This window comes from Sphingomonas sp. 320_CC, from assembly GCF_059691795.1.
Genome location: NZ_JCAWAE010000003.1, coordinates 521,314 through 548,250, shown reverse-complemented (window position 1 = coordinate 548,250; position 26,937 = coordinate 521,314). Strand labels below are relative to the sequence as shown.

Below are 26,937 nucleotides of genomic sequence, written 5' to 3'. Positions count from 1 at the left end.
AGACCGCCGGTCAGTCGAACCCGTTCGTCAGGAACCGCTCCGCCACCGCGCAGTGCATCGCGATCCCATGCGCCATCACGCGTTCGTCGATCGTCATCTTCGTGTTGTGCAGCGGCGGGTTGGTACGCGGATCGCTGCCCTCGGGCGCGGCACCTATGAACGCCATCGCCCCGGGCAGCTTCTGGAGCACGTACGAGAAGTCCTCCGCGCCCATCATCGGCGGCATCACCTGATACGCACCCTCGCCGCCGATCGCCGTCGCGCACGCCTTCATCAGTTCGGACGCGCGTTCGTCGTTGACGGTGACCGGATAGCCTTCCTCGATCGTCGGCGTACCGACCGCGCCATGCGCCGCGGCGATGCCCTCGACCATACGGATGAACGCCGCGCGGACCTGTTCGCGCGTGCGCTCCGACAGCGTCCGCATCGTGCCGAGCATCTCGACGGTCGACGGGATGACGTTGTGCGCGCTGCCGGCGTTGAGTTTGGTGATCGACAGCACCGCGGGGTCGGTGACCGCGACCTGACGCGCGACATAGGTCTGCAGGGCCGTGACGATCTCGCAGGCGATCGGCAGCGGATCGAGGCAATCGTGCGGCATAGCCGCATGGCCCCCGCGTCCGGTGATCGTCGCACGCAGCGTATCGGTCGACGCCATCAGCGTGCCCGCGCGGCTGACGACATGACCCATCGGCATGTTCGGCGAGATGTGGAGCGCGAAGCCCGCCTCGGGGAGCGGCGAGTCGAGCAAGCCGTCGGCGATCATGTGGCGCGCGCCGTGATGCCCCTCCTCACCGGGCTGGAACATGAACACGACCGTACCGGGCAGTTCGTCGCGGCGCGCGCACAGCGCCTTCGCCGCGCCGACCAGCATCGCGGTATGCGAATCGTGCCCGCAGGCATGCATCGCGCCGTCGATCTTGGAGGCGAACGGCAGGCCGGTTTCCTCCTGCATCGGCAGCGCATCCATGTCGCCGCGGAGCAGGACGGTGCGGCCGTTGCCGCCGGCATTGCCTGCACGCCCGCCACGGAGGATCGCGACGAAGCCGGTGGTCGAAGTGCCTTCGCGGATTTCGAGCGGGAGGCCAGCGAGCGCCGCCTTCACCTTGTCCGAGGTGCGGGGGCAATGGAGGCCCACTTCTGGGTCGGCGTGGATCGCGCGCCGGAGCGTGATCGCGTCGTCGAGGCTGTCCTCGCCGACGGCGGTCCAGTCGGTGACAGATTCGAAATCGAAAGACATCTGCTATCTCCATGTCCCCGCGAAGGCGGGGACCCAGTCTGGGCACCCGCCTTCGCGGGTGAACACGCTATTGGCGGTAGTCTACCCCCGGAAGAGCCCGCCTAAAACCCCGCGCAGCACCGTGCCGACCAAGCCACCGCTCGACGACGATCGCCGCGACTTCGTTCCAAACACCTGCTTGCCGATCTCGTTGGCCACCTGCCGACCGATCGACGAGCTCACGGCCCTCGTCGCCGAAGACGCCATCTTGGTCCAGGGCGAATTTGCCGCCTCGGCATCAGCTTCACGCTGCTGCCGATCAGCCTCGCGCTGGTCCGCAACGCGAGCGCGCTCCGCCTCTTTCGCCGCCTTGGCATCGAGCTTCGCCTGCGCCGCCGCAGCCTTCTCCGCCACGGTCGTCGCCTTGGCCTCGGCCGCCGCAGCGCTCGCCTCCTGCGTCTTCGCCGCCAGCAATTCCTCGGCAGACTCCCGATCGACCAGCGTGTCATACTTCGCCCCAACCGCATCGGTCTCGATCATCACCTTCCGCTCGGCCGGCGTGATCGGGCCGACGCGTGACGCTGGCGGCTTGATCAGCGTGCGTTCGACCGGCGTCGGCGCGCCATCCGCCTGGAGTAGCGACACCAGCGCCTCGCCGACCCTCAGTTCGGTGATGATCGTCGCGACGTCGACGCCGGGGTTCGCCCGGAACGTCTCCGCCGCCGAGCGCACCGCGGCCTGATCCCGCGGGGTGAATGCACGCAACGCATGCTGGACGCGGTTGCCGAGCTGTCCTGCGACGGTGTCGGGAATGTCGATCGGGTTCTGCGTGATGAAATACACGCCAACGCCCTTCGAACGGATCAGGCGGACGACCTGTTCGATCTTCTCCAGCAGCGCCTTGGGGGCCTCGTCGAACAGCAGATGCGCCTCGTCGAAGAAGAAGCAGAGCACCGGCTTGTCGGGATCGCCGATCTCGGGGAGATGCTCGAACAGCTCGCTCATCAGCCACAGCAGGAACGTCGCATACAGTTTCGGCGAGGCCATCAGCTTGTCCGCGGCGAGGATGTTGACGATCCCCCGCCCCTTGTCGTCGACGCCGATGAAATCGTTCATCTCGAGCGCAGGCTCACCGAAGAAATTCTCCGCACCCTGCGTGCGCAACTGGAGCAGCGAGCGCTGGATCGCGCCGATCGATTGCTTCGAGACGTTGCCGTACGTCACCGTCAGTTCGTCCGCACGGCCAGCGCATTCGCTCAGCATCGCCTGCAGATCGTCGAGGTCGATCAGCAGCAACCCCTCCTTGTCAGCGACGTGGAAGGCGATCGTCAGCACGCCCTCCTGCACCTCGTTTAGGTCCATCAGCCGCGCCAGCAGCAGCGGGCCCATCTCGCTGATCGTGGTCCGGATCGGATGGCCCTGCTCGCCGAACAGGTCCCAGAACTGCACCGGGTTGTCGGCATAGGCCCAGCTATCGTCGCCGATCGCCTTGGCACGCTCGGCAAAACTCGCATGCGTCTTCGCCGTGGGCGAGCCCGCCATCGCAAGGCCTGACAGGTCGCCCTTCACGTCGGCGACGAAGCACGGCACGCCGTTCGCCGAAAAGCCCTCGATGATCCCCTGCAACGTCACCGTCTTGCCGGTGCCGGTCGCGCCCGCGATCAGGCCGTGGCGGTTCGCGCGCTTCAGTTCCAGCGTCTGCGGCTTGCCGTCCACGCTCGCGCCGATGAAGATGCCGTCGGTCATGGGTCTCGTCCTCTGTATCCGACACCGACCCTAACCCCGCGCGCCGCAAAGAAAAAGGACCGCCGCTCAGGCGAGCGACGGTCCTCTTGGATCAGTCGTGTCGGCCGTGGATTACTTGATCTTGACCGGCAGGAACGTTGCCGGGCTGCGGCCGCGCTTGACCTGCAACAGGACCTGCGGGCGACCGGCTGCCTTGGCGACGTTGACCGCGTTCTGGACGTCGACCGCGGTGCGAACGGGCGTGCCGTTGACCGAGATGATGACGTCGCCGCGCTTGAGCTTGCCATACGCATCGCTGGTCTGCGCGACCACGGCGATGACGACGCCCTGCGTGCTCGCCTCGACGCCGACCGCCTGTGCGATCGCCGGGGTCAGCGGCTGGACGCCGATGCCAAGCGCCGCGCCCGCCGTGGGTGCGGCGGGGGTAGCCGAATCGTCGCCGTCATCGCCGTCGTCGCTGCCGAAGCCCTGCGCATCGCCGCCGACCACAGCCGCCAGCTTGTCCGCGCTTGGACGCGGCACCACGACCACGTTTGCCGAAGTCGGCTTGCCGTTGCGAAGGATGTCGAGACGTGCAGTCTGACCAGGCTTCACGTTCGAGACCAGGTAGGACAGCGACTGGTCGACCGTCACCGGCTGACCGTTGACCTTGGTCACGACATCGCCTGCGCGGACGCCGGCCTTGGCCGCCGGGCCGCCTGCCGTCACGTCGTTGATCAGCTCGCCCTGGTTCTTGGGTATCCCCAGCGCCGCGGCGGTATCCTCGTTGATCGTGCCGCCCGGCTGCAGCTGGACGCCGATATAGCCGCGCTCGATCGTGCCGCCCTTCATGAAGGTCGCGATGATCGGCTTAGCGACGGCCGCGGGGATTGCGAAGCCGATGCCGATATTGCCGCCCGACTGGCTGAAAATCTGCGAATTCACGCCGATCACGTTGCCGTTGAGATCGAACATCGGGCCACCCGAGTTGCCCTGGTTGATCGACGCATCGGTCTGGATAAAGCGGTCGTACGCGCCGCCCTGTCCCGTGACGCGGTTGATCGCCGAGACGATGCCCGCCGTGACGGTACCGCCGAGCCCGAACGGCTCGCCGATCGCGACGACCCAGTCGCCGACGCGCGCGCCGTTCGAATCGCCGAACTTCACGAACGGCAGGTTCGCCGCATCGATCTTCAACAGCGCGAGATCCGATTCCTGATCCTTGCCGATGACCTTGGCGACATATTCCTTCTTGTCGCTCAGCGTCACGGTGATCGAATCGACCGTCGCGCCCTGCGCGCCCGGCGAGATCACGTGGTTATTCGTGACGACATAGCCGTCCGGCGAGATCAGGAAGCCCGAGCCGAGCGAGGCGCCTTCACGCTTCACCGGCGCGCCACCCTGGCCGCCGCCGCCCATGCCGCCGAACAGGTCGCCGAACGGCGTGCCCGCGAACGGATTGGCCTGCTGCTTCTGGACGATCGTCTGCTTGGTCGAGATGTTGACGACCGCAGGCTGGAGCCGAGCGACCATGTCGGCGAAACTCATCGGCGCGCCGGGCTTCGGCGAGACCGCCTGGATCGCACCGGGTTCGTTCTGCGCGACCTGCGCACCGCTCGGCTGGAGCGCGAGCGTCGCGGTCGCGCCGCCGAGGAGAAGAGCACTGGTAATGGCGTAGGCGTAACGCACTAGATGTTGTCCTCTCGTTTCATCAATCGAAACAGGTACCCCGTAGGGACGCCGTCCTGAATGATGCTTGAATATGGTCTTGAATATGGCTCGGCGTTCAAAGGTTCCGCAGGCTCAACGCCCGCGGCCCTCGAATTCCCTCAGGTAACTGTTGTTCGGCGACAGAATGATCGAAGTCGATCCTTCCGGTGCCGGGCCACCGTCGGCACCAAACGTGTGCCGATACGACTGCATCGCACGGTAGAAGTCGTAGAAATCCGCGTCCTTGCCAAAGCTCTCGGCATAGATCTTCGCGGAATCCGCATCCGCCTGCGCACGAACGATCTGCGCCTGCTTCTGACCCTCGGCACGGATCGTGATCGCCTCCTGCTGACGCGCGCTCGACATACGCTTGAGCGCGCTTTCGAGTGGCAGGCCGACGGGAAGATTCGCCTGCTTAATACGGACATCGACGATCTCGACACCGTATTGGCTGGCGACGCGCTGGAGACCCTTCTGGATGTTGTCCATCAACTCGGACCGCTCCGGGCTCAGCAATTCGACGAAGCGCCGCTTGCCGAGTTCGTTACGCAGCGCAGACCCGAGGATCGGACGAAGCTGATCCGGAATCCGGTCCTCGCTGCCGACCGCATTGCGCATCTTGCGCGGATCGACGATCCGGTAGCGCGCATAGGCGTCGACCTCAAGCCGGAGCTGGTCGGTCGACAGCACCAGCGTGTTGTCGAGTTCCAGATCCTGCACCCGCTTGTCGATCCAGACGATGCGGTCGACGAACGGGATACGCGCGATCAGGCCGGCGCCGGTCTGGCCGAACGGCGTGTTCGGCTGCCACGCGTTGACGGTGCGGATCGGCTGGCCGAAGCGCAGAATCACCGCCTGCTTGGTCTCGGGCACGATCGCGAACGTCGATGCGGCGAGGATCACGAGTAATAGCGCGATGATCCCGGCGACGATCGGGTTGCGGAAACTCACGGCGTTCACTGGGCAGCTCCAGGCTGGGGGGCAGCAGCCGCCGCAGCAGGCGCTGGTGTCGACTGGACAGCCTCGGGGTTCGGCAGACGCTTGGCGTTCGACAGCGGCAGATACGGCACCACCCCGCCCGGCGTCTCGACGATCGTCTTGTCGCTCTTGGCGAGGACCGCCTCCATCGTCTCATAATACATGCGGCGACGCGTCACTTCCGGCGCAAGCTTATACTGCTCGTAGACCTTGTCGAACGACGCGGCTTCGCCCTGCGCGCGCGCCACGACCTGCTGCGCATAGGAGCGCGACTGGTTGAGGTTGGCAATCGCCTCCTGCTGCGCGGCTGTGACGGCGTTGAAGTCCTCGACGATCCGTGCGGGCGCCGCGGCCTGCTTGATCGCGACGCCCTGGATACGGACGCCCGACTTATAGTCGTTGAGGATCTGCTGCGTGAGTTCAGCGACGCGCTGCTCGATGACGGTACGGCCAGTGCCGATCGCCTGATCGAGCGTCGTCGTGGCGACCACCGCGCGCATCGCGCTCTCGGCAGCGGCACGGACGGTGTCGTTCGGCTCGGCAAGCTGGAACACGTAATCGCGGGGGTCCGAGATATCCCAGCGGACCGAATACGCCAGATCGATGATGTTCTGGTCACCCGTCAGCGTCAGGTTCTCGCCGTCACCGACGGGGAAGTTGTCGGTGCGGATCTTCTGCACGTCGACCACCGTCACGTCGGCGATCGGCGCGGGCATCGTCAGGCGAACGCCCGGATCGAGCGTGCCCGCGTATTTACCGAAATAGGTGACGACACCGCGCTGCTGCGGGCCGATCTGATGGACCGAGGTAAACAGGATCCAGACCACCGCGATGATCGCGACGCCGATCGCCCAGAGCGCGCGGGCGTTGGCGCCTGACGGCAGGCCACCGAAGCCGCCAGTGCCGCCGCCGCCACCACCCGAGCCGCGCGCTTTACGCAGGAACTCGTCGAGCGCGGTCGGCTTGGCGGCAGGCTTGCGGCCACCTGGAGGTTGCGCCCAGGGATTGCGCGGGCCGCTGTTACCGTCGTCGCCCGAGCCGCCCCAGGGGCCTTTCGGTGTTTCGGTGGCGAGGATATCGGGGCGCCGGAACCAGCGCGAGAAGATCGTCATACCAACCTTTATAGGTGTGCGCTGGCGGAAAAACAGTGCCAAGCGCCCTTAGCGGCCCTATCTGGCCACGATGATCGATATCGAAGCGGTAAAGGCGGCGGTTGCCGCAGTGGCGGGCAAGCGGGCGACCGTCCGGCTCGAGGGAACCCGGGCTGGCATCATCATCGATGCGACCGGGCTCGACCCGCAGGCGCGCGACGCGCTGGAGGCGACCGTGCGGATGGCCGCGACCCAACCCGGTGTGTCTGAGGTGCGGATCGCGGTGACCGCGGAACGCTCGACCCGCCGGCTGATCGCAGTCGCCAGCGGCAAGGGTGGCGTCGGCAAATCCACGCTCGCTGCCAATCTCGCCATCGCGATGTCGCGTGCGGGGCGCCGCGTCGGGCTGGTCGACGCCGATATCTACGGCCCGTCGCAGCCACGCCTGATGAACGTCGAGGGCACGCGACCGACCGCGAAGGACAAGGTGCTCGACCCCGTCCCCACCCCGTACGGCGTACCGCTATTGTCGATGGGCCAGCTCGTCGAGCCGGGCAAGGCGATCGCGTGGCGCGGGCCGATGGCGGCGGGCGCGCTCGGCCAGCTGGTCGAGGCAGATTGGGGCGTGACCGATACGCTTGTGCTCGATCTCCCCCCCGGCACCGGCGACGTCCAGCTGACGATGGTCCAGAAATACCGCCCCGCAGGCGCGGTGATCGTCTCTACCCCACAGGATCTCGCGCTGATCGACGCACGCCGCGCGATCGACCTGTTCGAGAAGGCCGGCATCCCGATCATCGGCCTGGTCGAGAACATGGCCGGCTATGTCTGCCCACATTGCGGCGAGGCGTCGGACCCGTTCGGCAATGGCGGCGCAGAGGCGGCGGCGCGCGAGCTCGGCATCCCGTTCCTCGGCCGCGTCCCGCTGACGATCTCGATCCGCACCGCATCCGATGCCGGCACGCCGCCGGCCTCGAACCCGGACGATATGATTTTCATGCCGATCGCGGCTCAGGTCGTCGCATGGCTCGGAAAACTGTGAAACTCGGCGGCCTGATCTACGTTATCTGATTACCGGTCGTACCCGACGCGTAGAGTCGCGGTACGAGCGGACCAGGTTTCTTCTTTGCAGGAGGCATCGATGCCGTTGACCGCCGATGCCGACATCAAGTCTTTGCTCGAAAACGCCCGCACGATCGCGATGATCGGCGCCTCGGACCGCCCAGATCGCCCGTCGTACGGCGTGATGGCCAAACTGCAGGGGCATGGCTACCGCGTGATCCCGGTCAATCCGCAGATCACCGGCGAGCATGTCCATGGGGAGTTCGTTTTCCGAGACCTGTCGCAACTCGGCGACCCGATCGACATCGTCGACATCTTCCGCAACTCGGCGGCTGCTGGCGAAGCGGTCGATCAGGCGATTGCAGCAGGTGCGAAGGCCGTCTGGATGCAACTCGGCGTGGTCAACGAAGAGGCCGCGGCGCGCGCCGAAGCCGCCGGCCTCCAAGTTGTGATGGACCGCTGCCCGGCGATCGACATCCCCCGGCTCGGGGTCGCGAAGATCGGGCAATGACGCTTGCCCTCCCCGGCGATCGCGGCCAGTCTGCGTGTCTGTCCGGGAGGTGCCGATGCTCGCGATGCTGCTGTCGATACTGATCGACGACCCGCTGATGGCAACTGCCAAGGCCCGCATGGCTGCCGAGCAACCCTGCATCCAGAGCGCCGACGAGACGGACATCACCGTCTGCGGGATGCGCACCGCAGACCGATTTCGGGTGCCCTTCGTAGTACATGACGCCGGCGACCCCAAGCATGAGAGCGTCCGCAACGAACGTACTCGCCTGCTCAACCGTACGTCGCCACTCGCCGATCTCAGCCCGTTCCAGGTTGGCGGCGGGATGGCGGGCGTTACGATGACGGTAGGCGGCGAAGGCGGCACGTCGTTCCGCAAGCCCGCACCGTAAGGACCTGATCATGTTCGCCATAATCCTGTCCTCGCTGCTCCAGGCGTCCGCCACTACCGCTGCGCCTGCGGCACCGCCGGTGCCGGGGCGCTTTTCGATCCTCGTCGACCCGTGCGCTACGCAGACGAAGGACGGGAACGAAGTTGTCGTCTGCGGCAAATCCGCAACGACCACCCCACGCCTGCCAATGCGCGACGATCGCGGCCCGCCCGATCATGCGGTCGCCTCCAACCCCAACCTCACCGCCGTCCGCGCCTTGGAGTTGTCGGATACACCGTGCGCCGCGCGGCAGGGAGGATGCCAGGTCGGCTTCGGCCCACTGATCGCCCCAATCGCGAAGGCCGCGGTCGGACTGATCAAAAGCGCCCTAGCAAAGAAACCCGACAAACGCGGTCGCGTACCGATTGATCTCGACGGCCCCGTCGGCACGGTGAATTAGGCGGCAGGCAGAAGCCGTACCATTCAAGCGCGTATCGACGTGCTGGATGGAGTCGATGAAGTAAGTCGTCTCAACACGCTTCGCCGTAATCGCCCGGCCGATGTTTCCCCGCGAAGGCGGGGCCCCAGTCTGGACTCCCGCCTTCGCGGGAGAACAGGGAGGTGGTTGCCTCGCTGTCCTCCACCCCGGCGAAGGCCGGGGCCCAGTTGGGAGACGGCGCTAACGAGGCGTGCGCGTCCTTACTGCGACCTTTCCAACTGGGCCCCGGCCTCCGCCGGGGTGGTAGCCTTTAGACGGGTGTGGCAGTCATTACCGGTCGCACTCGCCTCAATCCAGAATGTGCATCCACATCGGCTGCCCCACGAGGCTCTGCGACCCCCGCAGTTTCTCCAACGCCTGCGCAATCGACCGCTCAGGGCTCTCATGCGTCACGATCGCCACCAGCACGCTGCCGTCCGCGATCGCTCCACGCTGGATCAGGCTCTCGATCGACACACCCGCATCGCGCATCGCCGCTGCGATCTCCGCCAGCACGCCGACCCGGTCCGCGACGGTGAACCGCAGATACGCGCGGCCCCGCCGCTGGCCACTGTCGGCCTTGGGCGCTGCCGTAAGCGACACCACCGGCATCGCGAACGGCGGGCCGAACTCGCCGCGCGCGATATCGATCAGGTCGGCCACTACCGCGCTCGCGGTCGGACCATCGCCCGCACCCGCACCCTGGAACAACAGGCGACCGACGAAATTGCCTTCCGCCACGACCGCGTTGAGCGAGCCGGTGACGTGCGCCAACGGGTGATCGATCGGCACCAGATGCGGATGGACGCGCTGGAACAGCCCGTCGGCCCCCGCCTCCGCCAGCCCGAGCAGTCGCACGCGATACCCCAAAGCCGCCGCCTCGGCGATGTCCGCACCCAGCAGATGCCGGATACCGCTGATCGCGACATCGTCGAACGCCGGCTGCGTCCCGAATGCGACCGCCGCCAGGATCGATAGCTTGTGCGCCGCATCGACGCCGTCGATGTCGAAACTCGGATCGGATTCCGCGAACCCCAACGCCTGCGCTTCTGCCAGCACCTCGGCGAAATCGCGCCATTCGGATTCCATCTTCGACAGGATGAAATTGCAGGTACCGTTGAGGATTCCGTAAACGCGGGCGATCTCGTTCGCCGCAGCACCTTCCCGCAGCCCCTTGATGACCGGAATGCCGCCCGCGACCGCCGCCTCGAATTTCAGCGCGACGCCTGCCCCTTCGGCTGCCTGCGCGAGTTCCAGCCCGTGATGCGCGATCATCGCCTTGTTCGCGGTGACGAAACTCCGCCCCGCCCCCAGCGTGCTTCGCGCGAGCGTCAGCGCCGGTCCGTCGGATCCCCCGATCAGCTCGACCACGACATCCGCCCCCGGCTGTTTCGCCAGCGCGGTCGTATCGTCGACCCACGCGAACCGCGACAGATCGACGCCGCGATCCTTGCCCCGATCACGTGCCGAAACCGCGACGATCTCGATCTCGCGCCCGGCCCGCCGCGCAATCAACTCGCGGTTCGCATCCAGCAATCGGATAACCCCGCCGCCAACGGTCCCCAGGCCCGCAAGGGCCACGCGCAATGGTTCGCTCATTTTCGTCCTCCACTCGCGCGTCCGGTTACGTTTCGCGGACGTTTTGCGCAATCCTGATGACGCACGCCTCCGGCGCCCCTATCTGAGCGTCATGTCCGGCCGCTTCGATCACCTCCCCAACCGTCGCACGATCATCGATCGCCGCGCCGTCGCCGAAACCATCGCCGCGTTGGAGGGCGTCGACCCGACAGCGCTCCGCCGCGACGCGACCATGCTGTTGAAGGCGGCGCTGGAGAAAGGTCGGGTCGAGGTCGAACGTCGCCTCGTCGAACACCCATCGCGCGGGTTGGAAGCATCGAGTGCACAGGCGTACCTGATCGACGCGCTGCTCCGCATCCTGTTCGATTTCACGACACAGCGGCTCTACCCCCTGCCCAATCCCACCTCGGGCGAACGCCTCACGCTCATCGCGGTCGGCGGTTACGGCCGCGCGGAAATGGCGCCGCATTCGGACGTCGACATCGGCTTCCTGACCCCCGGCAAGCAGACGCCCTGGGCCGAGCGCGTGATCGAGTCGATGCTGTACGCGCTTTGGGATCTCGGGCTGAAGCTCGGCCAGTCCAGCCGCTCGCTCGACGAGATGGTCCGCCAGGCCAAGAGCGACGTCACCGTCCGCACCGCGCTGCTCGAGGCGCGCTACGTCTGCGGCGACACCGAACTGTACGAGCAGGCGTCGCACCGCTTCAAGACCGAGGTCCAAGCCGACACCGCGCGCACCTTCATCGCCGACAAGCTCGCCGAACGCGACGCACGCCACCGCAAGATGGGCGACACGCGCTACGTCGTCGAACCCAACGTCAAGGAGGGCAAGGGCGGCCTGCGCGATCTCCACGCGTTGTTCTGGATCGGCAAATACATCTACGACGTCCAGCGCGCCGCCGAACTGGTCGAGGTCGGGCTGTTCACCAAGGCCGAATACCGGCTGTTCCACCGCGCCGACAATTTCTTCCAGGCGGTGCGCTGCCACCTCCACAGCATCACCGGCCGCGCCGAAGATAGGCTGACGTTCGACCTGCAACGCGAGATCGCCGACCGGATGCGGTTCTCCGACCGACCCGGCAAGTCGAAGGTCGAGCGCTTCATGCAGTTCTATTTCCTGCAGGCAAAGACCGTCGGCACGCTCAGCGGCGTCTTCCTCGCGCATCTCGACGAGAAGTTCGCCGCGCGGGGCCGGCGCTTCGGATTGCCGACGATCCGCCGTAGTCCGCGGAAACTCAACGGCTTCGTACTCGATCGCGGGCGGCTGGCACTGCCAAGTGACGACTTCTTCCGGGCCGACCCCGAACGCCTGATCGAGATCTTCCAGCTCGCCGACAAGCACGGCGTAGAGATCCACCCGCTCGCGATGCGCGCCGCGGCGCGGGATGCGAAGCTGGTCGACGACGTCCGCAACAGCCCGACGGCGAACGCGCTGTTCCTAGACGTTCTGACCTCGCCTCGCGATCCCGAACTCGTGCTGCGCTGGATGAACGAGGCGGGCGTATTCGGCCGGTTCGTGCCCGATTTCGCGCGCGTCGTCGCGCAGATGCAGTTCGACATGTACCACCACTACACCGTCGACGAGCACACCATCCGCGCGATCGGCCTGCTCGCGCGGATCGAGAACGGCACGCTGAAGGAGGACCATCCGCTCGCCAGTGCGATCTTCGAACAGATCGTGTCGCGACGCGCGCTGTACGTTGCGGTGCTGCTTCACGACATCGCCAAGGGCCGCGGCGGCGATCATTCGATCCTCGGCGCGGAGGTAGCGCAGCGTCTGTGCCCACGCTTCGGCCTGACGCCTGCCGAGACCGAAACCGTCGCCTGGCTCGTGCGCTGGCACCTGCTGATGTCGGCCACCGCGTTCAAGCGCGACCTCAGCGACTTCAAAACGATCCTCGATTTCTGCGACGTGGTGCAGAGCCCGGAGCGCCTCCGCCTGCTGCTCACGCTGACGATCGTCGATATCCGCGCCGTCGGGCCGGGCGTGTGGAACGGCTGGAAACGCCAGTTGCTCGGCGATCTCTACGAATCGGCTGAGGAAGTCCTACGGTTGGGTCACAAGCAAAAGGGTCGTGCCGAGCGGATCGCGGCCAAGCAGCAGCATCTGCGGGACGCGCTAGGCTGGAGCGAGGAGTCGTTCGGGACGCTCGTTCACCGGCTCCCCGAAGCCTATTGGATTGCCGAACCCGAAGACGTGCTGGCGCACAACGCCCGCTTCCTGGCGACCACGGGCGACGCGCAGCTCGCGATCGACGCACATGTCTATCCCGGGCGCGGGGCGACCTTGGTGACGATCTATGCCGCCGATCATCCCGGGTTGTTCTACCGCATCGCGGGCGCGATCCACGTCGCCGGCGGCAACATCATCGACGCGCGCATTCATACCACGCGCGACGGGATGGCCGTGGACAACTTCCTTGTGCAGGATCCGTTCGGGCGGCCGTTCGACGAGTCCGGGCAGCTTTCGCGCCTGAAGACCGCAATCGAGGACGCGCTCGCTAACCGCGGCAAGCTTGCCGACCGCCTCGTCGCGAAACCGCTGCCGCGCACTCGCGCAGAGGCCTTCGACATCGTGCCGAATGCGCTGGTCGACAACAAGGCGTCGAACCGGTTCACGGTGGTCGAGGTCAACGCGCGCGATCGGCCGGCGCTGCTGAATCAACTCGCCAACGCGCTGTTCCAGTCGAAGGTGACGATCCACTCCGCGCACGTCGCGACCTATGGCGAGCGGGCCGTGGATACCTTCTACGTCACCGACCTGACCGGCGATCGGATCACCCAGCCCGCGCGGTTAAGGACGCTGGAGCGGCGCCTGCTGGCGGCGGCGGCAGGCGAAGAGATCGATCTGGCCGCTTAGCGCGCTTCCGGTTCTCCCGCGAGGACAGGAGCCCAGGGTAACAGAGCGTAGCGCCTGTAATCCTGGGCCCCTGCGTTCGCAGGAGAACCGGGGTTTTCAGGTAGCACGAGCAAAAAAGCCGACCCGCAGCGAACTGCGGGCCGGCTTTTCATTCAGTCACCCGATCAGAAGCGCGAGCGCAGCGTCAGGCCGTAGGTGCGTGGCTCGGCGAGGAATGCCGAGTAGAGCGCGTTGCCGGTGCCACCATAGGCTGCGACGTTGGCCGAAGACCCGGCACCCTGGAACGGCGTGTTGAACGCGACCTGGATGTAGTTCTTGTTGAACACATTCTGTGCCCAGAACTCAAGCGCCCAAGCCTGGTCCTTGCCGCGCAGGCCAACGCGGGCATTCACGACGGCGAAGCCGTCCTGCTTCTTCTCCGGCGCTAGATCGGAACCGGTATTATAGTCCGACGACAGGCGGCTATCGACATAGATCAGCCCCGACATGCCGTTCGAGCCGAGATCCGGCGTCCAGGCGAACGACGTCGTGACGACGTTCTTGGGGGCGTTCGACAACTGGCTGCCCGGCAGCAGGAAGAGTGCGCGGTCAAGCGGCTCGCCGGTCGTCGAGCTGCCGATCAGGTTCTTGCGGAAATGGGTATCAGCATAGGTATAGCCGGCCGTGAACGTGACCTGCTTGATCGGCGACATCGTCGCTTCCAGCTCGACGCCCTGCGAGATCACGCCCGGCTTCTTCGAACGGTTGGTCGGGCACCCTCCCGTCTGCGCACCGGTGACCGGATTGAACCCGTTGTCGCTATCGAGGCCGCCCAGGCTGTCCTTGCACGCTTCGATGTTCTGCACGACGAAGATCGAGCCGTTGAAGGTGTTGAGCTGGAAGTCGGTGAACTCCTCGCGGAACGCGGCGACGTTGAACGTGAAGCCGCGCGTGTTGAACTTCGCCCCGAGCTCGTAATTGTTCACCTTCTCGGCGTTGAAGCGCAGGCCCGGTGCGTCGGCATTGGTCCGCGGCGTCAGCACGCCGTTTACCCCGCCGAGATCCGAACGGTCGAGGTTGTAGCCGCCCGCCTTGTAACCCTTGGCGAACGACGCGTAGGTCAGCAGCTTGGTGAACGGCTTCCACGACAGGACCGCCGTGCCGGTGAACTCGCCGTCGCCGAAGCTGTCGTTGAGGCTGAGCGCGTTCAACGCCGGGCTGGAGTTGCCGGTGCAGGTCAACGTCACGATGCCCTGCGCGAACGCCGTGGCGCCGCTCTGCGACTGCGTGAGGGGAGCGAGAGCCGCCTGCTGGATCGGGCAGACCGTGTTGTTGTTGTTGAACTTCGCGTTGAACTTCTTCGTTTCGTGCGTGTAGCGAAGACCGCCGGTCAGCGACAACGTGTCGGTCAGATGCAGGATGTTGTGTGTGAAGAACGCGTAGTTCTCGCTCTTCTGGCGGTAGATCGAGCCGGAGTCGCCAACGTTGTTGACCCCGCCACCGAGACCGACCCCACCGGTCAGGCGGTCGAGCGCCGACGTGATCAGGCCGCCAGCTGGGCCAAAGGCGCCGGCGATCGTCGCGCGTCCGGCCGCGCTCATGCAACCTGGGTTGTTCTGGTTCTGCAGCACGGCATTCGGGCTGACCGTTGCGACGAGGCGGCAGGCAGCAAACTGCCCGTATTGCGCGCCGAAGACGACGTTATCGACCAGCTTAAGCTTCTCGTTCGAGTAGAAGCCGCCGACCAGCCAGTCGAGCTTGTCGTTGAACAGCGAACCTTGGAGGCGCGCTTCCTGCGTGAAGGTCTTGAACTGGCGGTAGGCATTGCCGTCCGCCGCGCGGTGCGTGAGATCGATGTTGGTATAATCGACATCGCCCGCGTTGCCCGACTTGTACTGGCGATACGCAGTGATCGACGTCAACGTCGCGCCACCGAGATCCCAGTCGGCCTGCAGCGAGCCGCCGTAATCCTTGGTCGTATTCCGGAAGGTCTGGCCGGGCGTGATCGCGACGTCTCGGCTGAACGGATCAGGCGTGTTGCCGGCCAGCGGGAACACCGCACCCTGGCGACGCAGGATGTCGACGATGCGGTTCGTCGTGTTGTTCGCGACCGCGCCATCGGTGTTAACCGTGGCGAAGAACGGCGCGACGCCGGCTGCGGTCGGGGTGGGATCGATCGTCTCGACCTGGTTGTAATATACCGCGCCGCAGCAGCTTTCCTTGCGGTGCGAATAGTCGCCGATCAGGCGGAAGCTCAGGGTATCGGTCGGCTTGAACAGCAACTGGCCGCGGACGAAATACCGATCGCGGTCGTTGACGCGGCTCTCGCTGCCGTTGGCTGCGGCGACGTTCTTGTAGAAGCCGTTGCGATTCACGTAGACGCCGTCGACCCGGAAGGCGAGCGTGTCGGCGATCAACGGGCCGGTGATGCCGCCCGCAATCCGCTTCTGGTCGTAATTGCCGTAAGTCGCCTCGGCGTTGCCATGCCAGTCGAACTCCGGCGACCGTGTGATGATGTTAATCAGGCCCGCGGAGGCGTTGCGACCGAACAATGTGCCCTGCGGTCCGCGAAGAACTTCAACCCGGTCGATCTCGCCCAGTTCGTTAAGACCGACGCCGGTGCGGCTGCGATAGACACCGTCGATGAAGACCGCGACCGAGCTTTCGAGGCCGGGATTGTCGCCGACCGTACCGATTCCGCGAATACGCGCGGACGCGTTCGATTCGTTACCGGTCGACGAGATCAGCAACGACGGCGCAAGCTGGTTGAGCGAGCGAATGTCGCTGCCGCCCGAATTCTGCAGCGCTTCCTGACCGACCGCCGAAACCGCGATTGGCACGTTCGACAGACGCTCGGAACGGCGCGTCGCAGTGATGACGATGTCGCTGGCGTTACCCTGAATCCCGGCGTTGGCGCTCGCCGCCCGCGTGGTGTCGGCGTCCGTTGCAGCGTTGGTCTGGCCGGCAACCGATGCGTTGGCGGTACCCTGCGAGGGCGATGCCTGCGCTTCGACGGTGGACGTCGCCTGTTGCGCGAATGCCGGCGTGACGATGGCCGCAGTCGCGACGGCGGACAACAGATATGCGGTCATACGCATCGGCATTCTCTCCCTGACGTGTTCGAATGTTTTCGAACTTATGGTTTGGCCGTTAGGTAGAGATATTCCACCGTTCACGTCTAGTGATTTCCGCATACGGAAGTCTATTTTTGAACATTGTGTCTCCAAACCGCCACATAGTGACAGGCACCAAACCCTAGTTTCAAATCGCAACTGTTTCAGGAAGGGAGAGCCCAAAGATGGCTCTAGTGATTTCGATGTCGGTCGCGTCTCGCCGGCAACGCGGGCGAGATCATTTCCACGGCGATGGCCGGCCGGGGTGGGAGAAGTCGCCGCGATGACCCCATCCGCCGCCATTCTGCATTCGCAAATTTGGAGAGCAGGCCCTGTCGAGATGGCCTGCTCCAAGCCTCTAGCCACTCCGCCGATACCCATGTCGTTGCCGTCACCAAGCTGCTGGATCGTAAGAGACGGCGGACTTGAATGCGTGAGGGCGCGTCACAAACATGCCATACAAAAAAGAGGCCGGCCGATCCCTCGGGACCGACCAGCCTTCAATCTCACAAAATAGCAGCCTGAGGCTGCTCAGCCGTTACTTCGGTGCGAGCACCATCAGCATCTGGCGGCCTTCCATGCGGGGATACGCCTCGATCTTGGCGATCTCCGCAACGTCGTCCTGAACGCGCTTCAACAGGTTCATGCCGAGCTGGCCGTGGCTGAGTTCACGGCCGCGGAAGCGCAGCGTGATCTTGACCTTGTCGCCTTCGCCAATGAAGTCGTTCACCTTCTTCATCTTCGTGTCGTAGTCATGGTCGTCGATGTTCGGACGCATCTTGATCTCCTTGATCTCCTGCGTCTTCTGCGACTTGCGTGCGAGGTTCGCCTTCTTCTGCGCCTCGTACTTGAACTTGCCGACATCGAGGAACTTGGCGACGGGCGGATCGGCGTTAGGCGACACTTCGACCAGGTCGAGGCCATGCTCGGCCGCCTGCTCGATCGCTTCGCGCGTGTACATCACGCCCAGATTCTCGCCCTCGTGATCGATCACGCGGACCTTCTGGCTCTGGATGAATTCGTTGAATCGCGGGCCGTTCATTGCGGGCGTCTGCATCGGCCGGCGCATCGTGGGAGGACGTATGGGGTTTGCTCCTGAAGTTTCTGACAAAGTATTTGGGCCGGCTTATAGCGCAGAAACGCATGCACGGAAAGCCAGCCCCGTTGGATCACATATCGGGTGCGCGTGCCTCGTCCGCAAGACGCGCGATCGCTTCGTCGAGCGTCAGGATGGTCTGCGCCTGGCTGCCGAGCGTACGCAGCGCGACCTTGCCCTCCTCGGCCTCGCGCTTGCCGACGACCAGCAGGTTCGGCACCTTCGCCAGCGAATGCTCGCGCACCTTGTAGTTGATCTTCTCGTTGCGCAGGTCCGTTTCGACGCGAATGCCCGCCGCCTTCAGCTTAGCCGCAACCTCAAGTGCATAGTCGTCGGCATCCGACACGATCGTTGCCACGACCGCCTGCACCGGCGCGAGCCAGAGCGGGAAGCGGCCGGCATGATGCTCGATCAGGATGCCGATGAAACGCTCGAACGTACCGAGGATCGCGCGGTGGAGCATCACCGGGCGATGCCGCTCGCCGTCCGCGCCGACATAAGATGCGTCGAGTCGTTCGGGCAGCACGCGGTCCGACTGGATCGTGCCGACCTGCCACGTCCGGCCGATCGCGTCGGTCAAATGGAATTCGAGCTTCGGGGCATAGAAGGCGCCCTCACCCGGCAGTTCCTCGAAGTTCGCCTTGATCGTATCGCTCAGGCCGGACTGCATCACCGCCTCGCGCAATTCCGCCTCGGCCTTGTCCCACATCGCGTCGTCGCCGAACCGCTTCTCGGGGCGCAGCGCGAGCTTCACCGCATAGTCTTCGAAGCCCAGGTCCTTGTAGACGCTGTTGAGCAGCTCGCAGAACTTGCGTACTTCTTCGACCAGCTGATCCTCGCGGACGAAGATGTGCGCGTCGTCTTGCGTGAACTGGCGGACGCGCATGATGCCGTGAAGTGCGCCGTGCGGCTCGTTGCGGTGGCAGCAGCCGAACTCGGCCATCCGGATCGGCAGGTCGCGATACGACTTGATCCCCTGCTTGAAGATCAGCACGTGCGCGGGGCAGTTCATCGGCTTGAGTGCCATCAGCTCTCCCTTGCCGGACAGGACTGCGCCCTCATCCTCGCCGTTCGGGATCTCGTCGGGGACGACGAACATGTTCTCGCGGTACTTGCCCCAGTGGCCCGACTGCTCCCACTGCTTGGCGTCCATCAGCTGCGGGGTCTTGACCTCGGCATAGTCGGCAGCGTCGAGGCGACGGCGCATATACGCCTCCAGCTGGCGCCAGAGCACGAAGCCGTTGGGGTGCCAGAACACCGACCCCTGCGCCTCGGACTGGAGGTGGAACAGGTCCATCTCCGCGCCGATCTTGCGGTGATCGCGCTTGGCGGCTTCCTCGAGGCGGAAGAGATGCTGGTCGAGCTGCTTCTTGTTGAGCCAGCCGGTGCCGTAGATGCGTGACAGCATCGCGTTCTTCTGGTCGCCGCGCCAATACGCGCCCGACACGCGCGTCAGCTTGAACGCGGCCGGGTCGAGCTTCCCGGTCGACGCCATGTGCGGGCCGCGGCACATGTCGAGCCACTCGCCCTGGCGGTAGATCGTCAGTTCCTCGCCCTCGGGGAGTTCGGCGGCCCACTCGGCCTTGAAGCTCTCACCCTGCTGCGTCCAGCGGTCGATCAGTTGCTGGCGCGACCAGACCTCGCGCAGGAACGGCTCGTTCCGGGCGATGATCGCGCGCATCTCGGCTTCGATCGCCGGGAGGTCCTCCTCGGTGAACGGGCGGTCCTTCGGCGCGAAGTCGTAATAGAAGCCATCGTCGGTGGCTGGGCCGAAAGTGATCTGAGTGCCGGGGAACAGGTGCTGCACCGCTTCGGCCATGACGTGCGCGAGATCGTGGCGGACGAGTTCGAGCGCTTCGGCCTCGTCGCGCGCGGTCACCAGCGCGAGTGCGGTGTCGCCCTCGAACGGCCGGTTGAGATCGCGCACCTGCCCGTCGATCCGCGCGGCGAGCGCGGCCTTCGCGAGGCCCGGCCCGATCGCGGCGGCGACATCCGCGGGGGTAGTCCCGGGCGCAACCTCGCGGACGGAACCGTCGGGCAGCGTGATTCGGAACATGGCGGACATGGAGGACTTTCTGGTGTTGGAAGAGGCGCGGCTTATGCAGTCGCGCACCCTATATAGGCAAGCCGGCGTCGAACGTCACGCTACCCCAAAAGGGACGACGTGGTTTGCCTGCGTGTGGCCGACCTCCGCGCGACCGAGATACGGCACGCCCATGTCGCGGCTCCACCGCACCATCATGTAATCGAGCGTCTCGCCCCAGGGCGGATCGTTCTCCTGCACCGCCGTCACGGCGCCGAGGCGCAGGCCGGCGATACCCTTCAACTGCGTGGCGTTGGCGACTTTGAAGAGCATGCGGTCGATCGCGTACATTGGTTCGGACACCTCCTCGACGATCAGGACGTGGTCGGTAAGGTCGGGCAGCCACGGCGTGCCGATCAGCGAGGTGAGGATGCTGAGGTTGAACGCCGCCGACGGGTGCGCGTTCAGTCCCGGCTCCAGCCCCGCCCGATCACCTCGCACCATCCAGCCGAGCGATCGCGCGACCGTCGCTTCACCGTCGTGGCGGTTGATGTCACTGACCATTGGCCCGTGGACAGGCCGGCCGATCCGCCGGGCGTAGAGTGCGCCGAGCAGGAAGCCTACGTCCGAATAGCCGAGATAGGTCTTGTGACGAGCGGCGCGGCCGAGTTCGGGCATGACCATCGCCAGGATGCGGTTCGAGCCATAGCCGCCGCGCAGGAACCAGATCGCATCGAACGCCGGATCGTTGGCGTATCCGAGAAACGCCGCCGCCCGCCGAAAGTCGGAGCCGGCGAAGTGACCATCGGTCTCTAGGCATTGCGGGTGGAAGACGAGTTCGACCTCCGGGAACGCAGTGGCCGCGTAGGCGGTGATCTTGGCGATCGCCGCGGGATTGGTCCGGCTCGACGCGGCGAGGACACCGATGCGCATTGTTCGTGTTCCCGACCTTGCCCCGTTACCAAACCGCCCATATCGCGGGCCGATGGATATCAGCAAACCCTGTTTCTTCGTCGGCATCGGCGGCAGCGGCATGATGCCGCTCGCGATGATCCTCGCGGGCCGCGGCGCGACCGTCGCGGGTTCGGATCGCAACCTCGACCAAGGCCGCGTGCCGGCGAAGTTCGACGACCTCGCCGCCAAGGGCGTCGCACTGTTCCCGCAGGACGGCAGCGGGATCGTCTCGGCCGACCAGCTCGTCATCGCCTCGGCGGCGATCGAGGCGACCGTGCCGGACATGATCGCGGCGGATGCGCTCGGCTGCACCCGCTCGACCCGCGCTGCAATGCTGGCGTCGCTGTTCAACGACAGCCGCTTGCCGATCGGGGTGGCGGGGACGAGCGGCAAGTCGACCGTCACCGGCATGATCGGCTGGATCCTGCACGCCGCAGGGCGCGATCCGACGGTGATGAACGGGGCGGTGATGAAGAACTTCGCCACGCCTGACGCCCCGTTCGCGAGTGCGCTGGTCGGCGAAGGCGAGGCGTTCGTCAGCGAGGTCGACGAGAGCGACGGGTCGATCGCCGGGTATGCGCCGAAGATCGCGGTGCTGAACAACGTCAGTCTCGACCACAAGTCGCTGGAGGAACTGCGCCTGCTGTTCGGGGACTTCATCGCGAAGGCCGAGACGGCCGTGGTGAACGCGAACGATCCCGATGCGTCGGCGCTCGCGTCGCGGCTGCCGCGCGGTCAGGTGACGACGTTTGCGATTGATGCGTCGGCCGATCTGCGTGCCGAGAATCTGAAGCCGGAGCCGTTTGCTACCCGCTTCGACGTTGTCTCGCGCGGCGTGCGGACGCCGGTGAAGCTCGCCGTGCCTGGGCGGCATAACGTGTCGAATGCGCTCGCGGCGATCGGGGCGGCGATGGCGGCGGACGTGCCGTTGAGCGATGCGGTGAAGGCGATTGCTGGGTTCACCGGTTTGCGTCGTCGCTTCGACCTCGTGGGAGAGGCCGGAGGGGTCGCGGTGATCGATGACTTCGGGCACAACCCGGACAAGATCGCGGCGACGCTCGACACGCTCCACGCGTTCCCTGGGCGACTGCTGCTGTTCTTCCAGCCGCATGGCTATGGGCCGTTGAAGGTCATGGGGCCCGAGTTGGTCGCTACGTTCGTCGAGCGGATGGCGGAGGACGACGTGCTCGTCCTGCCGGACCCGGCCTATTACGGCGGGACGGTCGCGCGGGAGGTGACCAGCGCGGACATCGTCGGGCAGATCGTCGAGGGTGGTCGCGATGCTCGGCACATCGCCGACCGCGCCGACGCGGCCGCAGCACTGGTCGCCGAGGCACGGCCGGGCGACCGGATCGTGGTGATGGGCGCGCGCGACGACACGCTGAGCGTGCTGGCGGCGGGGATGGTCGGCGCGCTCGCCACCTGATACGGAGCAAGCAGGAGACCGCCCATGTTCCGCCGCCTGTTCCTCGACCACCCCGCCACCGTCGGGGAGAGCTATGTCGAACATTTCGGTGTCGCCGGACGCTTCGGCATGACGATGATAAAGGGCGGCCTCGGTGCGCTTGTGCATGCGTTCGTACCGGCGCTGTGCAAGACTCGCGGGAGCGAGACGGTCGCCGAGCTGCACCGCCAGATGGTGCTGAAGCGCGGCGCGGTCGCAGCCGATCAGACGCAGATGAAGACGGTCGAATTCATCATCTGACGATCTTTATGAAGCCCGCCGGCTTCCAAAGGTTAGGATAAAGTCACGCCCAGGACGCGTTCGCGGCCGGGTTGAGGGCGCGTGCCCTGCGCCATCTCGGCGCTCCCCTACCGACGATTAGGCAAGCTTGTGTAAAGCGACATTGACTCGCTCGTTATGAAATGACAAGTTTCCTTTGCTGATTCGAAAGGACACTTGACCATGCATAAGAGTCCCGCTCTCCGCCGTTACAATTACACCGTGTTGGGCCTCAGCCTCGCCTACATGGGCGCGCTGTTTGGCATCGTTGCTCTGTTCAGGACCCGTCCGCCCCACGGGGCCCTCGCGTATGCCGCCGCCATTCTGCCGGCGCTGCCACTGGTCGGAATTTTTCTGGCCTGGGGTCGCTATCTCACTGACGAGCCGGACGAATATATCCGAATGCTCACGATCCGACAGACGCTGATCGCGACTGGCTTCATGCTTTCGGCGACGACGATCTGGGGATTTCTAGAAAGCTTCGGCTTGGCTGTGCACATCCCCGCCTATGCAGCCGGTATCCTATGGTTTGCCGGACTAATGCTGGGCGGTTGTGTCAATATCTTCGCGGTGCGGACCGGCCGCTCATGAAGAACCGCCTCAAGGTGCTGCGCGCCGAGCGGGACTGGAGCCAGGGCGACCTCGCCGACCGTCTCGAAGTCTCGCGGCAGAGCGTAAACGCGATCGAGACGGGGCGCTACGATCCGTCGCTGCCGCTCGCGTTCAAGATCGCCGAACTGTTCGACCTCGCGATCGAGGATATCTTCACCAGCCCGTCGAAGGAGCCGTGACATGATTTCGCACTTCAAAGCTCGCCTTGCAGCGACCGCCGTGACGCTGATGATCGTCTTGAGTCCCGCCGCGGGCCACGCACAGGCTGCGACGGCCGCCACGCCGAAGGTCGATGCGGCCGAGACTCAAATGCCGCATATCTCGGTGCAGACGATCGGCAAGGGCACGCCGGTGATCCTCGTTCCAGGGCTGTCGTCGCCGCGCGCGGTATGGGCGGGCGTCGTTCCTACCCTAGCAAAGTCGCACCGGGTGTATGTCGTGCAGGCCAACGGCTTCGGCGGCGACGATCCGCGCGCGAACCTGTCGCCTGGCATCCTCGATGGGATCGTCGCCGACCTGCACACGCTGATCGCCCAGTCGAAGCTCGGCAAGCCGGCCATCGTCGGGCATTCGATGGGTGGGCTGGTCGCGCTGATGCTGGCCAAGGCGCATCCCGAGGACGTCGGCAAGCTGATGATCGTCGATTCGCTGCCGTATATCGGCGAGATATTCGCGCCTGGTGCGACGGTTGCGGCGCTCGAACCACAGGCCAAGGCGATGCGCGCCGGCATGGCGGCGGCGTACGGCAAGCCGGCGAACCCGGCGGCGAACGTGGCGCTAGCCGCGCGCATGGCACTGAAGCCCGCGTCGCGCGCGGCGGTTGCCGATTGGGCGGCCAACGCGGATGTGCGCGTCTCGGCGCAGGCGATGTACGAGGACCTGACGACCGACCTGCGTCCCGACATGGCGTCGATCGCAGCGCCGATTACGCTCGTCTATCCGTGGAACGCGGCGGGGCCGACCAAGCCCGTCGCCGATGCTCTCTATCGGAAGGCTTACGCGACGGCACCGCACGTGACCTTCGTCGATATCGGCGACGCGGCGCATTTCGTGATGCTGGATCAGCCTGCCGCGTTCCAGGCTGCACTCGACGCCTTTCTCCGCGACTGAGGGGCGGCTAAGGTGTCGGCATGACCGATACCGCCACCCCGCCTGCACCGACGCCGCCCGCCAAGGAGCGCCCTCGCCTCGCCTATCATCACACGCCTGCGGCCGAGGGCGTGACGGGACCGACGATCGTGTTCCTGTCAGGCTATGCATCCGACATGATGGGGACCAAGGCCGTGACGCTTGAGGCGTGGGCGAAGTCCGAGGGGCGCGCGTTCCTGCGGTTCGATTATGGTGGCTGCGGGCAGAGCGAAGGCGCGTTCGAGGATCAGACGCTGGTCGACTGGCGCGACGACGTGCTGGCGATGATCGATGCGCTGGTGGAGGATTCGGCGATCCTCGTCGGATCGTCGATGGGCGGCTGGCTGATGCTGCTGGCGGCCAAGATGCGGCCCGACCTGGTCAAGGGGCTGGTCGGGATCGCGCCGGCACCCGACTTCACCGACTGGGGCTTCACCACCGACGAAAAGATGGCGTTGCTGAGCAATGGCCGGATCGAGCGCAAGAACCCGTATGGCCCTGAGCCGACGGTCTATACGCGGCCGTTCTGGTCGTCGGGCGAGGCTAATCGGCTAATGTTCGGCGAGATCGCGTTCGATGGTCCGGTCCGGCTGGTCCAGGGGCAGCGCGATCCGGACGTGCCGTGGCATCGTACCGCGCGCCTTGCCGAGCTGTTGCGTTCAGCCGACGTGCAGACGTGGCTGGTCAAGGACGGCGACCACCGCCTGTCGCGCGATAGCGACATTTCCCTTATCATCCGGGCGGTCGAGGATGTGATCGCCGCCTTATGATCCTGATAATGTTGCTTGCCGCTGCGCAGGCCGCCGCCCCCAATGCCACCACCGGTCCCGTCGATGCGCAGGGCGATCGGTTCGCCCGGTGCGTCGCCCTGACACAGAGCGATCCCGCCGCTGCACGCGCCGAGGCGGGCCGCTGGCGGATCAGCGGGGGACGGTATTTCGCGCGGCAATGCGCCGGGCTCGCCTTCGCCGCCGAAAAGAATTGGCCGTCGGCAGCAGCCGAATTCGAGGAAGCGGCGCGGGAGGCTCAGATCGCGAAGGACACGCGCGCAGCCAATTATTGGGCACAGGCGGGCAATGCTTGGCTCGCCTCGGGGCAGCCCGCCAAGGCGCGTGTCGCGCTCGATTCGGCGCTTACCGCCGGGTCGCTGACCGGACTGCCGCTGGGTGAAGCGCAACTCGATCATGCGCGCGCGCTGGTCGCGGCGGGCGAGCTTGATGCGGCGCGGAGCGATCTCGATCTGGCGCTGACCACCGCCGGCGCCGACCCGCTCGCGTGGCTGTTGTCGGCGACGCTAGCCCGTCGGATGAGCAACATTCCGCGCGCCAAAGCAGATATCGCACAGGCGTTGAAGCGCTCGGCCGACGATGCGTCGGTTCAGTTGGAAGCGGGGAACATTGCGGCGTCGGCTGGCGACGAAGCGGCTGCGCGGGAGGCATGGGGAACGGCTGCGAAATTGTCGCCGACGAGCGATGTCGGACGCAACGCGGTCATGGCGCTCAAGCAGCTCGACGCTGCGAAATAATCTCGACGGTTGGGCCGGTCGTTCGCGACCGGCCCGGCATTCTGATCAGCGGCGGACCATCGTGCTGCGTGCGATCTTACTCACCAGATCGGGCAGACCGGGATAGCTCGCCTTGTGATACGGCGAGAGCGCGTCGAGTTCGGCGGTAATCCGCCGGTGAGCCTCGCCGAGTGCGTGGTAGGGTAGACCCGGCAACAGGTGATGCAGCGCGTGGTAGCGCAGACCCACAGGTGCCCAGAGCGCGGGCAGCAACGCCGGCGGCGGGACGTTGACCGTGTCGAGATACTGCGCGGTCACCGTCATCGGCTCGCCGTCATTCTCCCAAAGATGCGCGACCAGCGTGCGGACCTGGTTAAGCACCGCGAACGCCGATGCGACCGCGAAGATCGTCACGAACGCGCGCAGGGGCAAAACGCCGGTCACAGTGATCGCGATCAGCGTGATCGCCCACAGGCTCGCGGCGATCTCGAGCCGATCCCAATATACCTTCGCCTCGCCTTCGGGCGCGCGACGGCGGAACTGCGGGTTGATCGCAAGCGCCGAATAGCGCTCGACGATCATCGTCCGCAGCTTGGGCGACAGCAGCGAGATCGGCGACAGGATTGCGAACCGGATCAGCAGCGCGATCGGTGCGAGCGCCGACACGACGATGAACAGGGGCAGCGTCCACGGCTTCATGAGCGCGAGCGGCAAATATTCGGGATCCTCGACCGTGCCGTAGCGAGTCTTGGCGTGATGGAGGTTGTGGACGCCCTCGTACATGAAGGACGGGGTCAACAGCGGAATGCCGACCAGAACGTTCCAGCCGAGCCGGAAGTTCGGGACGGACGCATGCTTCATGTGGCTGACTTCGTGGATGAAGCTCAAACCACGGTAGAGCCCTAGCATCGCCACGATGCCGGCAACGATCACCACTGGCGTCGACGTCGAGGTGGCCGCCACTGCCAGTGCACCGTAGCCGACCACCATCGATGCGATCAGGTCGGCCCAGTAAATCGCCGGGCGCGGCTTCACCAGATCGCGCGTCAGGTCTGCGGCTGCACGCAGCATCGCCTTGTCGTCGGCAACGCGCTCCACCCCTCCGACACGGGGCGAACCCGCGGGAGTGGAAGCTGGAGCGGCCGTGCCGCGAGCGAGGCTGAGCGATGTGTCCATGGGCATATCCATTGCCCGAAGATAGTGGCGGTACCGTGGCATTTACA

The 26,937-nt window shown here is 65.6% G+C and carries 23 protein-coding genes; 12 read left to right on the top strand and 11 right to left on the bottom strand.

The window, feature by feature from the left end:
• Positions 1-10 precede the first annotated feature (10 nt).
• The 5 genes from AC59GX_RS13995 to hflK all read right to left on the bottom strand — a co-directional run bounded on the left by AC59GX_RS13995 (position 11) and on the right by hflK (position 6,744).
• Positions 11-1,240, bottom strand: a complete 1,230-nt coding sequence (locus tag AC59GX_RS13995; protein ID WP_426281302.1) for a M20 metallopeptidase family protein — start codon at positions 1,238-1,240, stop codon at positions 11-13.
• Between the two features lie 81 nt (positions 1,241-1,321).
• Positions 1,322-2,965: a helicase HerA-like domain-containing protein gene (locus AC59GX_RS13990; RefSeq protein ID WP_497301917.1), complete on the bottom strand. Its 1,644-nt coding sequence runs from the start codon at positions 2,963-2,965 to the stop codon at positions 1,322-1,324.
• Between the two features lie 111 nt (positions 2,966-3,076).
• Complete coding sequence (locus AC59GX_RS13985; RefSeq protein ID WP_426281304.1) at positions 3,077-4,633, bottom strand: Do family serine endopeptidase; 1,557 nt, start codon at positions 4,631-4,633, stop codon at positions 3,077-3,079.
• 114 nt (positions 4,634-4,747) lie between these two features.
• The gene (hflC, locus tag AC59GX_RS13980) at positions 4,748-5,614 is read right to left on the bottom strand and encodes a protease modulator HflC (RefSeq protein WP_235518904.1); all 867 of its coding nucleotides are present in this window, start codon (positions 5,612-5,614) and stop codon (positions 4,748-4,750) included.
• Positions 5,611-6,744, bottom strand: coding sequence for a protease modulator HflK (gene hflK / locus AC59GX_RS13975; RefSeq protein ID WP_056057565.1), 1,134 nt, complete (start codon positions 6,742-6,744; stop codon positions 5,611-5,613). Before hflK ends, hflC begins: the two co-directional genes overlap by 4 nt.
• Before the next feature lie 70 nt (positions 6,745-6,814).
• Between hflK and AC59GX_RS13970 the strand changes: the two genes are divergently transcribed.
• The 4 genes from AC59GX_RS13970 to AC59GX_RS13955 all read left to right on the top strand — a co-directional run bounded on the left by AC59GX_RS13970 (position 6,815) and on the right by AC59GX_RS13955 (position 9,126).
• Entirely contained in the window at positions 6,815-7,765 is a 951-nt protein-coding gene (locus AC59GX_RS13970; protein WP_426281305.1) for an Mrp/NBP35 family ATP-binding protein, read from the top strand.
• A gap of 99 nt (positions 7,766-7,864) precedes the next feature.
• Complete coding sequence (locus AC59GX_RS13965; protein WP_426281307.1) at positions 7,865-8,296, top strand: CoA-binding protein; 432 nt, start codon at positions 7,865-7,867, stop codon at positions 8,294-8,296.
• A 55-nt stretch (positions 8,297-8,351) separates the two neighbouring features.
• On the top strand, positions 8,352-8,687 hold the full coding sequence (locus tag AC59GX_RS13960; protein WP_426281308.1) for a hypothetical protein: 336 nt from the start codon (positions 8,352-8,354) through the stop codon (positions 8,685-8,687).
• 10 nt (positions 8,688-8,697) lie between these two features.
• Entirely contained in the window at positions 8,698-9,126 is a 429-nt protein-coding gene (locus AC59GX_RS13955; protein WP_426281309.1) for a hypothetical protein, read from the top strand.
• 327 nt (positions 9,127-9,453) lie between these two features.
• Here the strand turns inward: AC59GX_RS13955 and AC59GX_RS13950 are convergent, their stop codons facing one another.
• On the bottom strand, positions 9,454-10,743 hold the full coding sequence (locus AC59GX_RS13950) for a homoserine dehydrogenase (protein WP_426281310.1): 1,290 nt from the start codon (positions 10,741-10,743) through the stop codon (positions 9,454-9,456).
• 91 nt (positions 10,744-10,834) lie between these two features.
• On the opposite strand from AC59GX_RS13950, the gene AC59GX_RS13945 reads away from it, so the two are divergent.
• A complete protein-coding gene (locus AC59GX_RS13945; protein ID WP_426281312.1) occupies positions 10,835-13,582 on the top strand; it encodes a [protein-PII] uridylyltransferase in 2,748 nt (915 codons plus the stop codon).
• A 164-nt stretch (positions 13,583-13,746) separates the two neighbouring features.
• Here AC59GX_RS13945 and AC59GX_RS13940 read toward each other — a convergent pair whose 3' ends face one another.
• From AC59GX_RS13940 to AC59GX_RS13925, 4 genes are all read right to left on the bottom strand, one after another.
• Positions 13,747-16,659: a TonB-dependent receptor gene (locus tag AC59GX_RS13940; RefSeq protein ID WP_426281314.1), complete on the bottom strand. Its 2,913-nt coding sequence runs from the start codon at positions 16,657-16,659 to the stop codon at positions 13,747-13,749.
• A gap of 553 nt (positions 16,660-17,212) precedes the next feature.
• Complete coding sequence (gene infC, locus AC59GX_RS13935) at positions 17,213-17,743, bottom strand: translation initiation factor IF-3 (protein ID WP_031396176.1); 531 nt, start codon at positions 17,741-17,743, stop codon at positions 17,213-17,215.
• 100 nt (positions 17,744-17,843) lie between these two features.
• Positions 17,844-19,835, bottom strand: coding sequence for a threonine--tRNA ligase (gene thrS / locus AC59GX_RS13930; RefSeq protein WP_426281315.1), 1,992 nt, complete (start codon positions 19,833-19,835; stop codon positions 17,844-17,846).
• A gap of 75 nt (positions 19,836-19,910) precedes the next feature.
• Entirely contained in the window at positions 19,911-20,726 is an 816-nt protein-coding gene (locus AC59GX_RS13925; RefSeq protein WP_426281316.1) for an LD-carboxypeptidase, read from the bottom strand.
• Positions 20,727-20,778: 52 nt separating this feature from the next.
• Here AC59GX_RS13925 and AC59GX_RS13920 point away from each other — a divergent pair, with 52 nt between their 5' ends.
• The 7 genes from AC59GX_RS13920 to AC59GX_RS13890 all read left to right on the top strand — a co-directional run bounded on the left by AC59GX_RS13920 (position 20,779) and on the right by AC59GX_RS13890 (position 25,735).
• The gene (locus AC59GX_RS13920) at positions 20,779-22,173 is read left to right on the top strand and encodes a UDP-N-acetylmuramate--L-alanine ligase (protein WP_426281317.1); all 1,395 of its coding nucleotides are present in this window, start codon (positions 20,779-20,781) and stop codon (positions 22,171-22,173) included.
• A gap of 24 nt (positions 22,174-22,197) precedes the next feature.
• Positions 22,198-22,452, top strand: coding sequence for a DUF6356 family protein (locus AC59GX_RS13915; protein WP_120299855.1), 255 nt, complete (start codon positions 22,198-22,200; stop codon positions 22,450-22,452).
• A 201-nt stretch (positions 22,453-22,653) separates the two neighbouring features.
• The gene (locus AC59GX_RS13910) at positions 22,654-23,061 is read left to right on the top strand and encodes a hypothetical protein (protein ID WP_056057533.1); all 408 of its coding nucleotides are present in this window, start codon (positions 22,654-22,656) and stop codon (positions 23,059-23,061) included.
• Positions 23,058-23,261 carry a helix-turn-helix transcriptional regulator gene (locus tag AC59GX_RS13905; protein WP_426281321.1) on the top strand — a complete coding sequence of 68 codons (204 nt, stop codon included), beginning with the start codon at positions 23,058-23,060 and terminating at the stop codon, positions 23,259-23,261. The genes AC59GX_RS13910 and AC59GX_RS13905 overlap by 4 nt, the downstream gene beginning before the upstream one ends.
• Before the next feature lies 1 nt (position 23,262).
• Positions 23,263-24,192, top strand: coding sequence for an alpha/beta fold hydrolase (locus AC59GX_RS13900; protein WP_426281323.1), 930 nt, complete (start codon positions 23,263-23,265; stop codon positions 24,190-24,192).
• A 20-nt stretch (positions 24,193-24,212) separates the two neighbouring features.
• On the top strand, positions 24,213-24,980 hold the full coding sequence (locus tag AC59GX_RS13895) for an alpha/beta hydrolase family protein (protein WP_426281324.1): 768 nt from the start codon (positions 24,213-24,215) through the stop codon (positions 24,978-24,980).
• On the top strand, positions 24,977-25,735 hold the full coding sequence (locus AC59GX_RS13890) for a tetratricopeptide repeat protein (protein ID WP_497301912.1): 759 nt from the start codon (positions 24,977-24,979) through the stop codon (positions 25,733-25,735). Before AC59GX_RS13895 ends, AC59GX_RS13890 begins: the two co-directional genes overlap by 4 nt.
• 45 nt (positions 25,736-25,780) lie before the next feature.
• On the opposite strand, the gene AC59GX_RS13885 is transcribed toward AC59GX_RS13890, so the two are convergent.
• Positions 25,781-26,890, bottom strand: a complete 1,110-nt coding sequence (locus tag AC59GX_RS13885) for a fatty acid desaturase family protein (RefSeq protein WP_497302053.1) — start codon at positions 26,888-26,890, stop codon at positions 25,781-25,783.
• Between the last annotated feature and the right edge of the window lie 47 nt (positions 26,891-26,937).

Coding starts and splice junctions, on each gene's coding strand:
- AC59GX_RS13900 (WP_426281323.1), top strand. CDS start 23,263: ATGATTTCGCACTTCAAAGCTCGCCTTGCAGCGACCGCCGTGACGCTG.
- AC59GX_RS13940 (WP_426281314.1), bottom strand. CDS start 16,659: ATGCGTATGACCGCATATCTGTTGTCCGCCGTCGCGACTGCGGCCATC.
- thrS (WP_426281315.1), bottom strand. CDS start 19,835: ATGTCCGCCATGTTCCGAATCACGCTGCCCGACGGTTCCGTCCGCGAG.
- AC59GX_RS13910 (WP_056057533.1), top strand. CDS start 22,654: ATGCATAAGAGTCCCGCTCTCCGCCGTTACAATTACACCGTGTTGGGC.
- AC59GX_RS13990 (WP_497301917.1), bottom strand. CDS start 2,965: ATGACCGACGGCATCTTCATCGGCGCGAGCGTGGACGGCAAGCCGCAG.
- AC59GX_RS13885 (WP_497302053.1), bottom strand. CDS start 26,890: ATGGACACATCGCTCAGCCTCGCTCGCGGCACGGCCGCTCCAGCTTCC.
- infC (WP_031396176.1), bottom strand. CDS start 17,743: ATGCGCCGGCCGATGCAGACGCCCGCAATGAACGGCCCGCGATTCAAC.
- AC59GX_RS13965 (WP_426281307.1), top strand. CDS start 7,865: ATGCCGTTGACCGCCGATGCCGACATCAAGTCTTTGCTCGAAAACGCC.
- AC59GX_RS13920 (WP_426281317.1), top strand. CDS start 20,779: ATGGATATCAGCAAACCCTGTTTCTTCGTCGGCATCGGCGGCAGCGGC.
- AC59GX_RS13955 (WP_426281309.1), top strand. CDS start 8,698: ATGTTCGCCATAATCCTGTCCTCGCTGCTCCAGGCGTCCGCCACTACC.
- AC59GX_RS13890 (WP_497301912.1), top strand. CDS start 24,977: ATGATCCTGATAATGTTGCTTGCCGCTGCGCAGGCCGCCGCCCCCAAT.
- AC59GX_RS13995 (WP_426281302.1), bottom strand. CDS start 1,240: ATGTCTTTCGATTTCGAATCTGTCACCGACTGGACCGCCGTCGGCGAG.
- AC59GX_RS13895 (WP_426281324.1), top strand. CDS start 24,213: ATGACCGATACCGCCACCCCGCCTGCACCGACGCCGCCCGCCAAGGAG.
- AC59GX_RS13950 (WP_426281310.1), bottom strand. CDS start 10,743: ATGAGCGAACCATTGCGCGTGGCCCTTGCGGGCCTGGGGACCGTTGGC.
- AC59GX_RS13905 (WP_426281321.1), top strand. CDS start 23,058: ATGAAGAACCGCCTCAAGGTGCTGCGCGCCGAGCGGGACTGGAGCCAG.
- hflK (WP_056057565.1), bottom strand. CDS start 6,744: ATGACGATCTTCTCGCGCTGGTTCCGGCGCCCCGATATCCTCGCCACC.
- AC59GX_RS13945 (WP_426281312.1), top strand. CDS start 10,835: ATGTCCGGCCGCTTCGATCACCTCCCCAACCGTCGCACGATCATCGAT.
- AC59GX_RS13925 (WP_426281316.1), bottom strand. CDS start 20,726: ATGCGCATCGGTGTCCTCGCCGCGTCGAGCCGGACCAATCCCGCGGCG.
- AC59GX_RS13970 (WP_426281305.1), top strand. CDS start 6,815: ATGATCGATATCGAAGCGGTAAAGGCGGCGGTTGCCGCAGTGGCGGGC.
- AC59GX_RS13960 (WP_426281308.1), top strand. CDS start 8,352: ATGCTCGCGATGCTGCTGTCGATACTGATCGACGACCCGCTGATGGCA.
- AC59GX_RS13915 (WP_120299855.1), top strand. CDS start 22,198: ATGTTCCGCCGCCTGTTCCTCGACCACCCCGCCACCGTCGGGGAGAGC.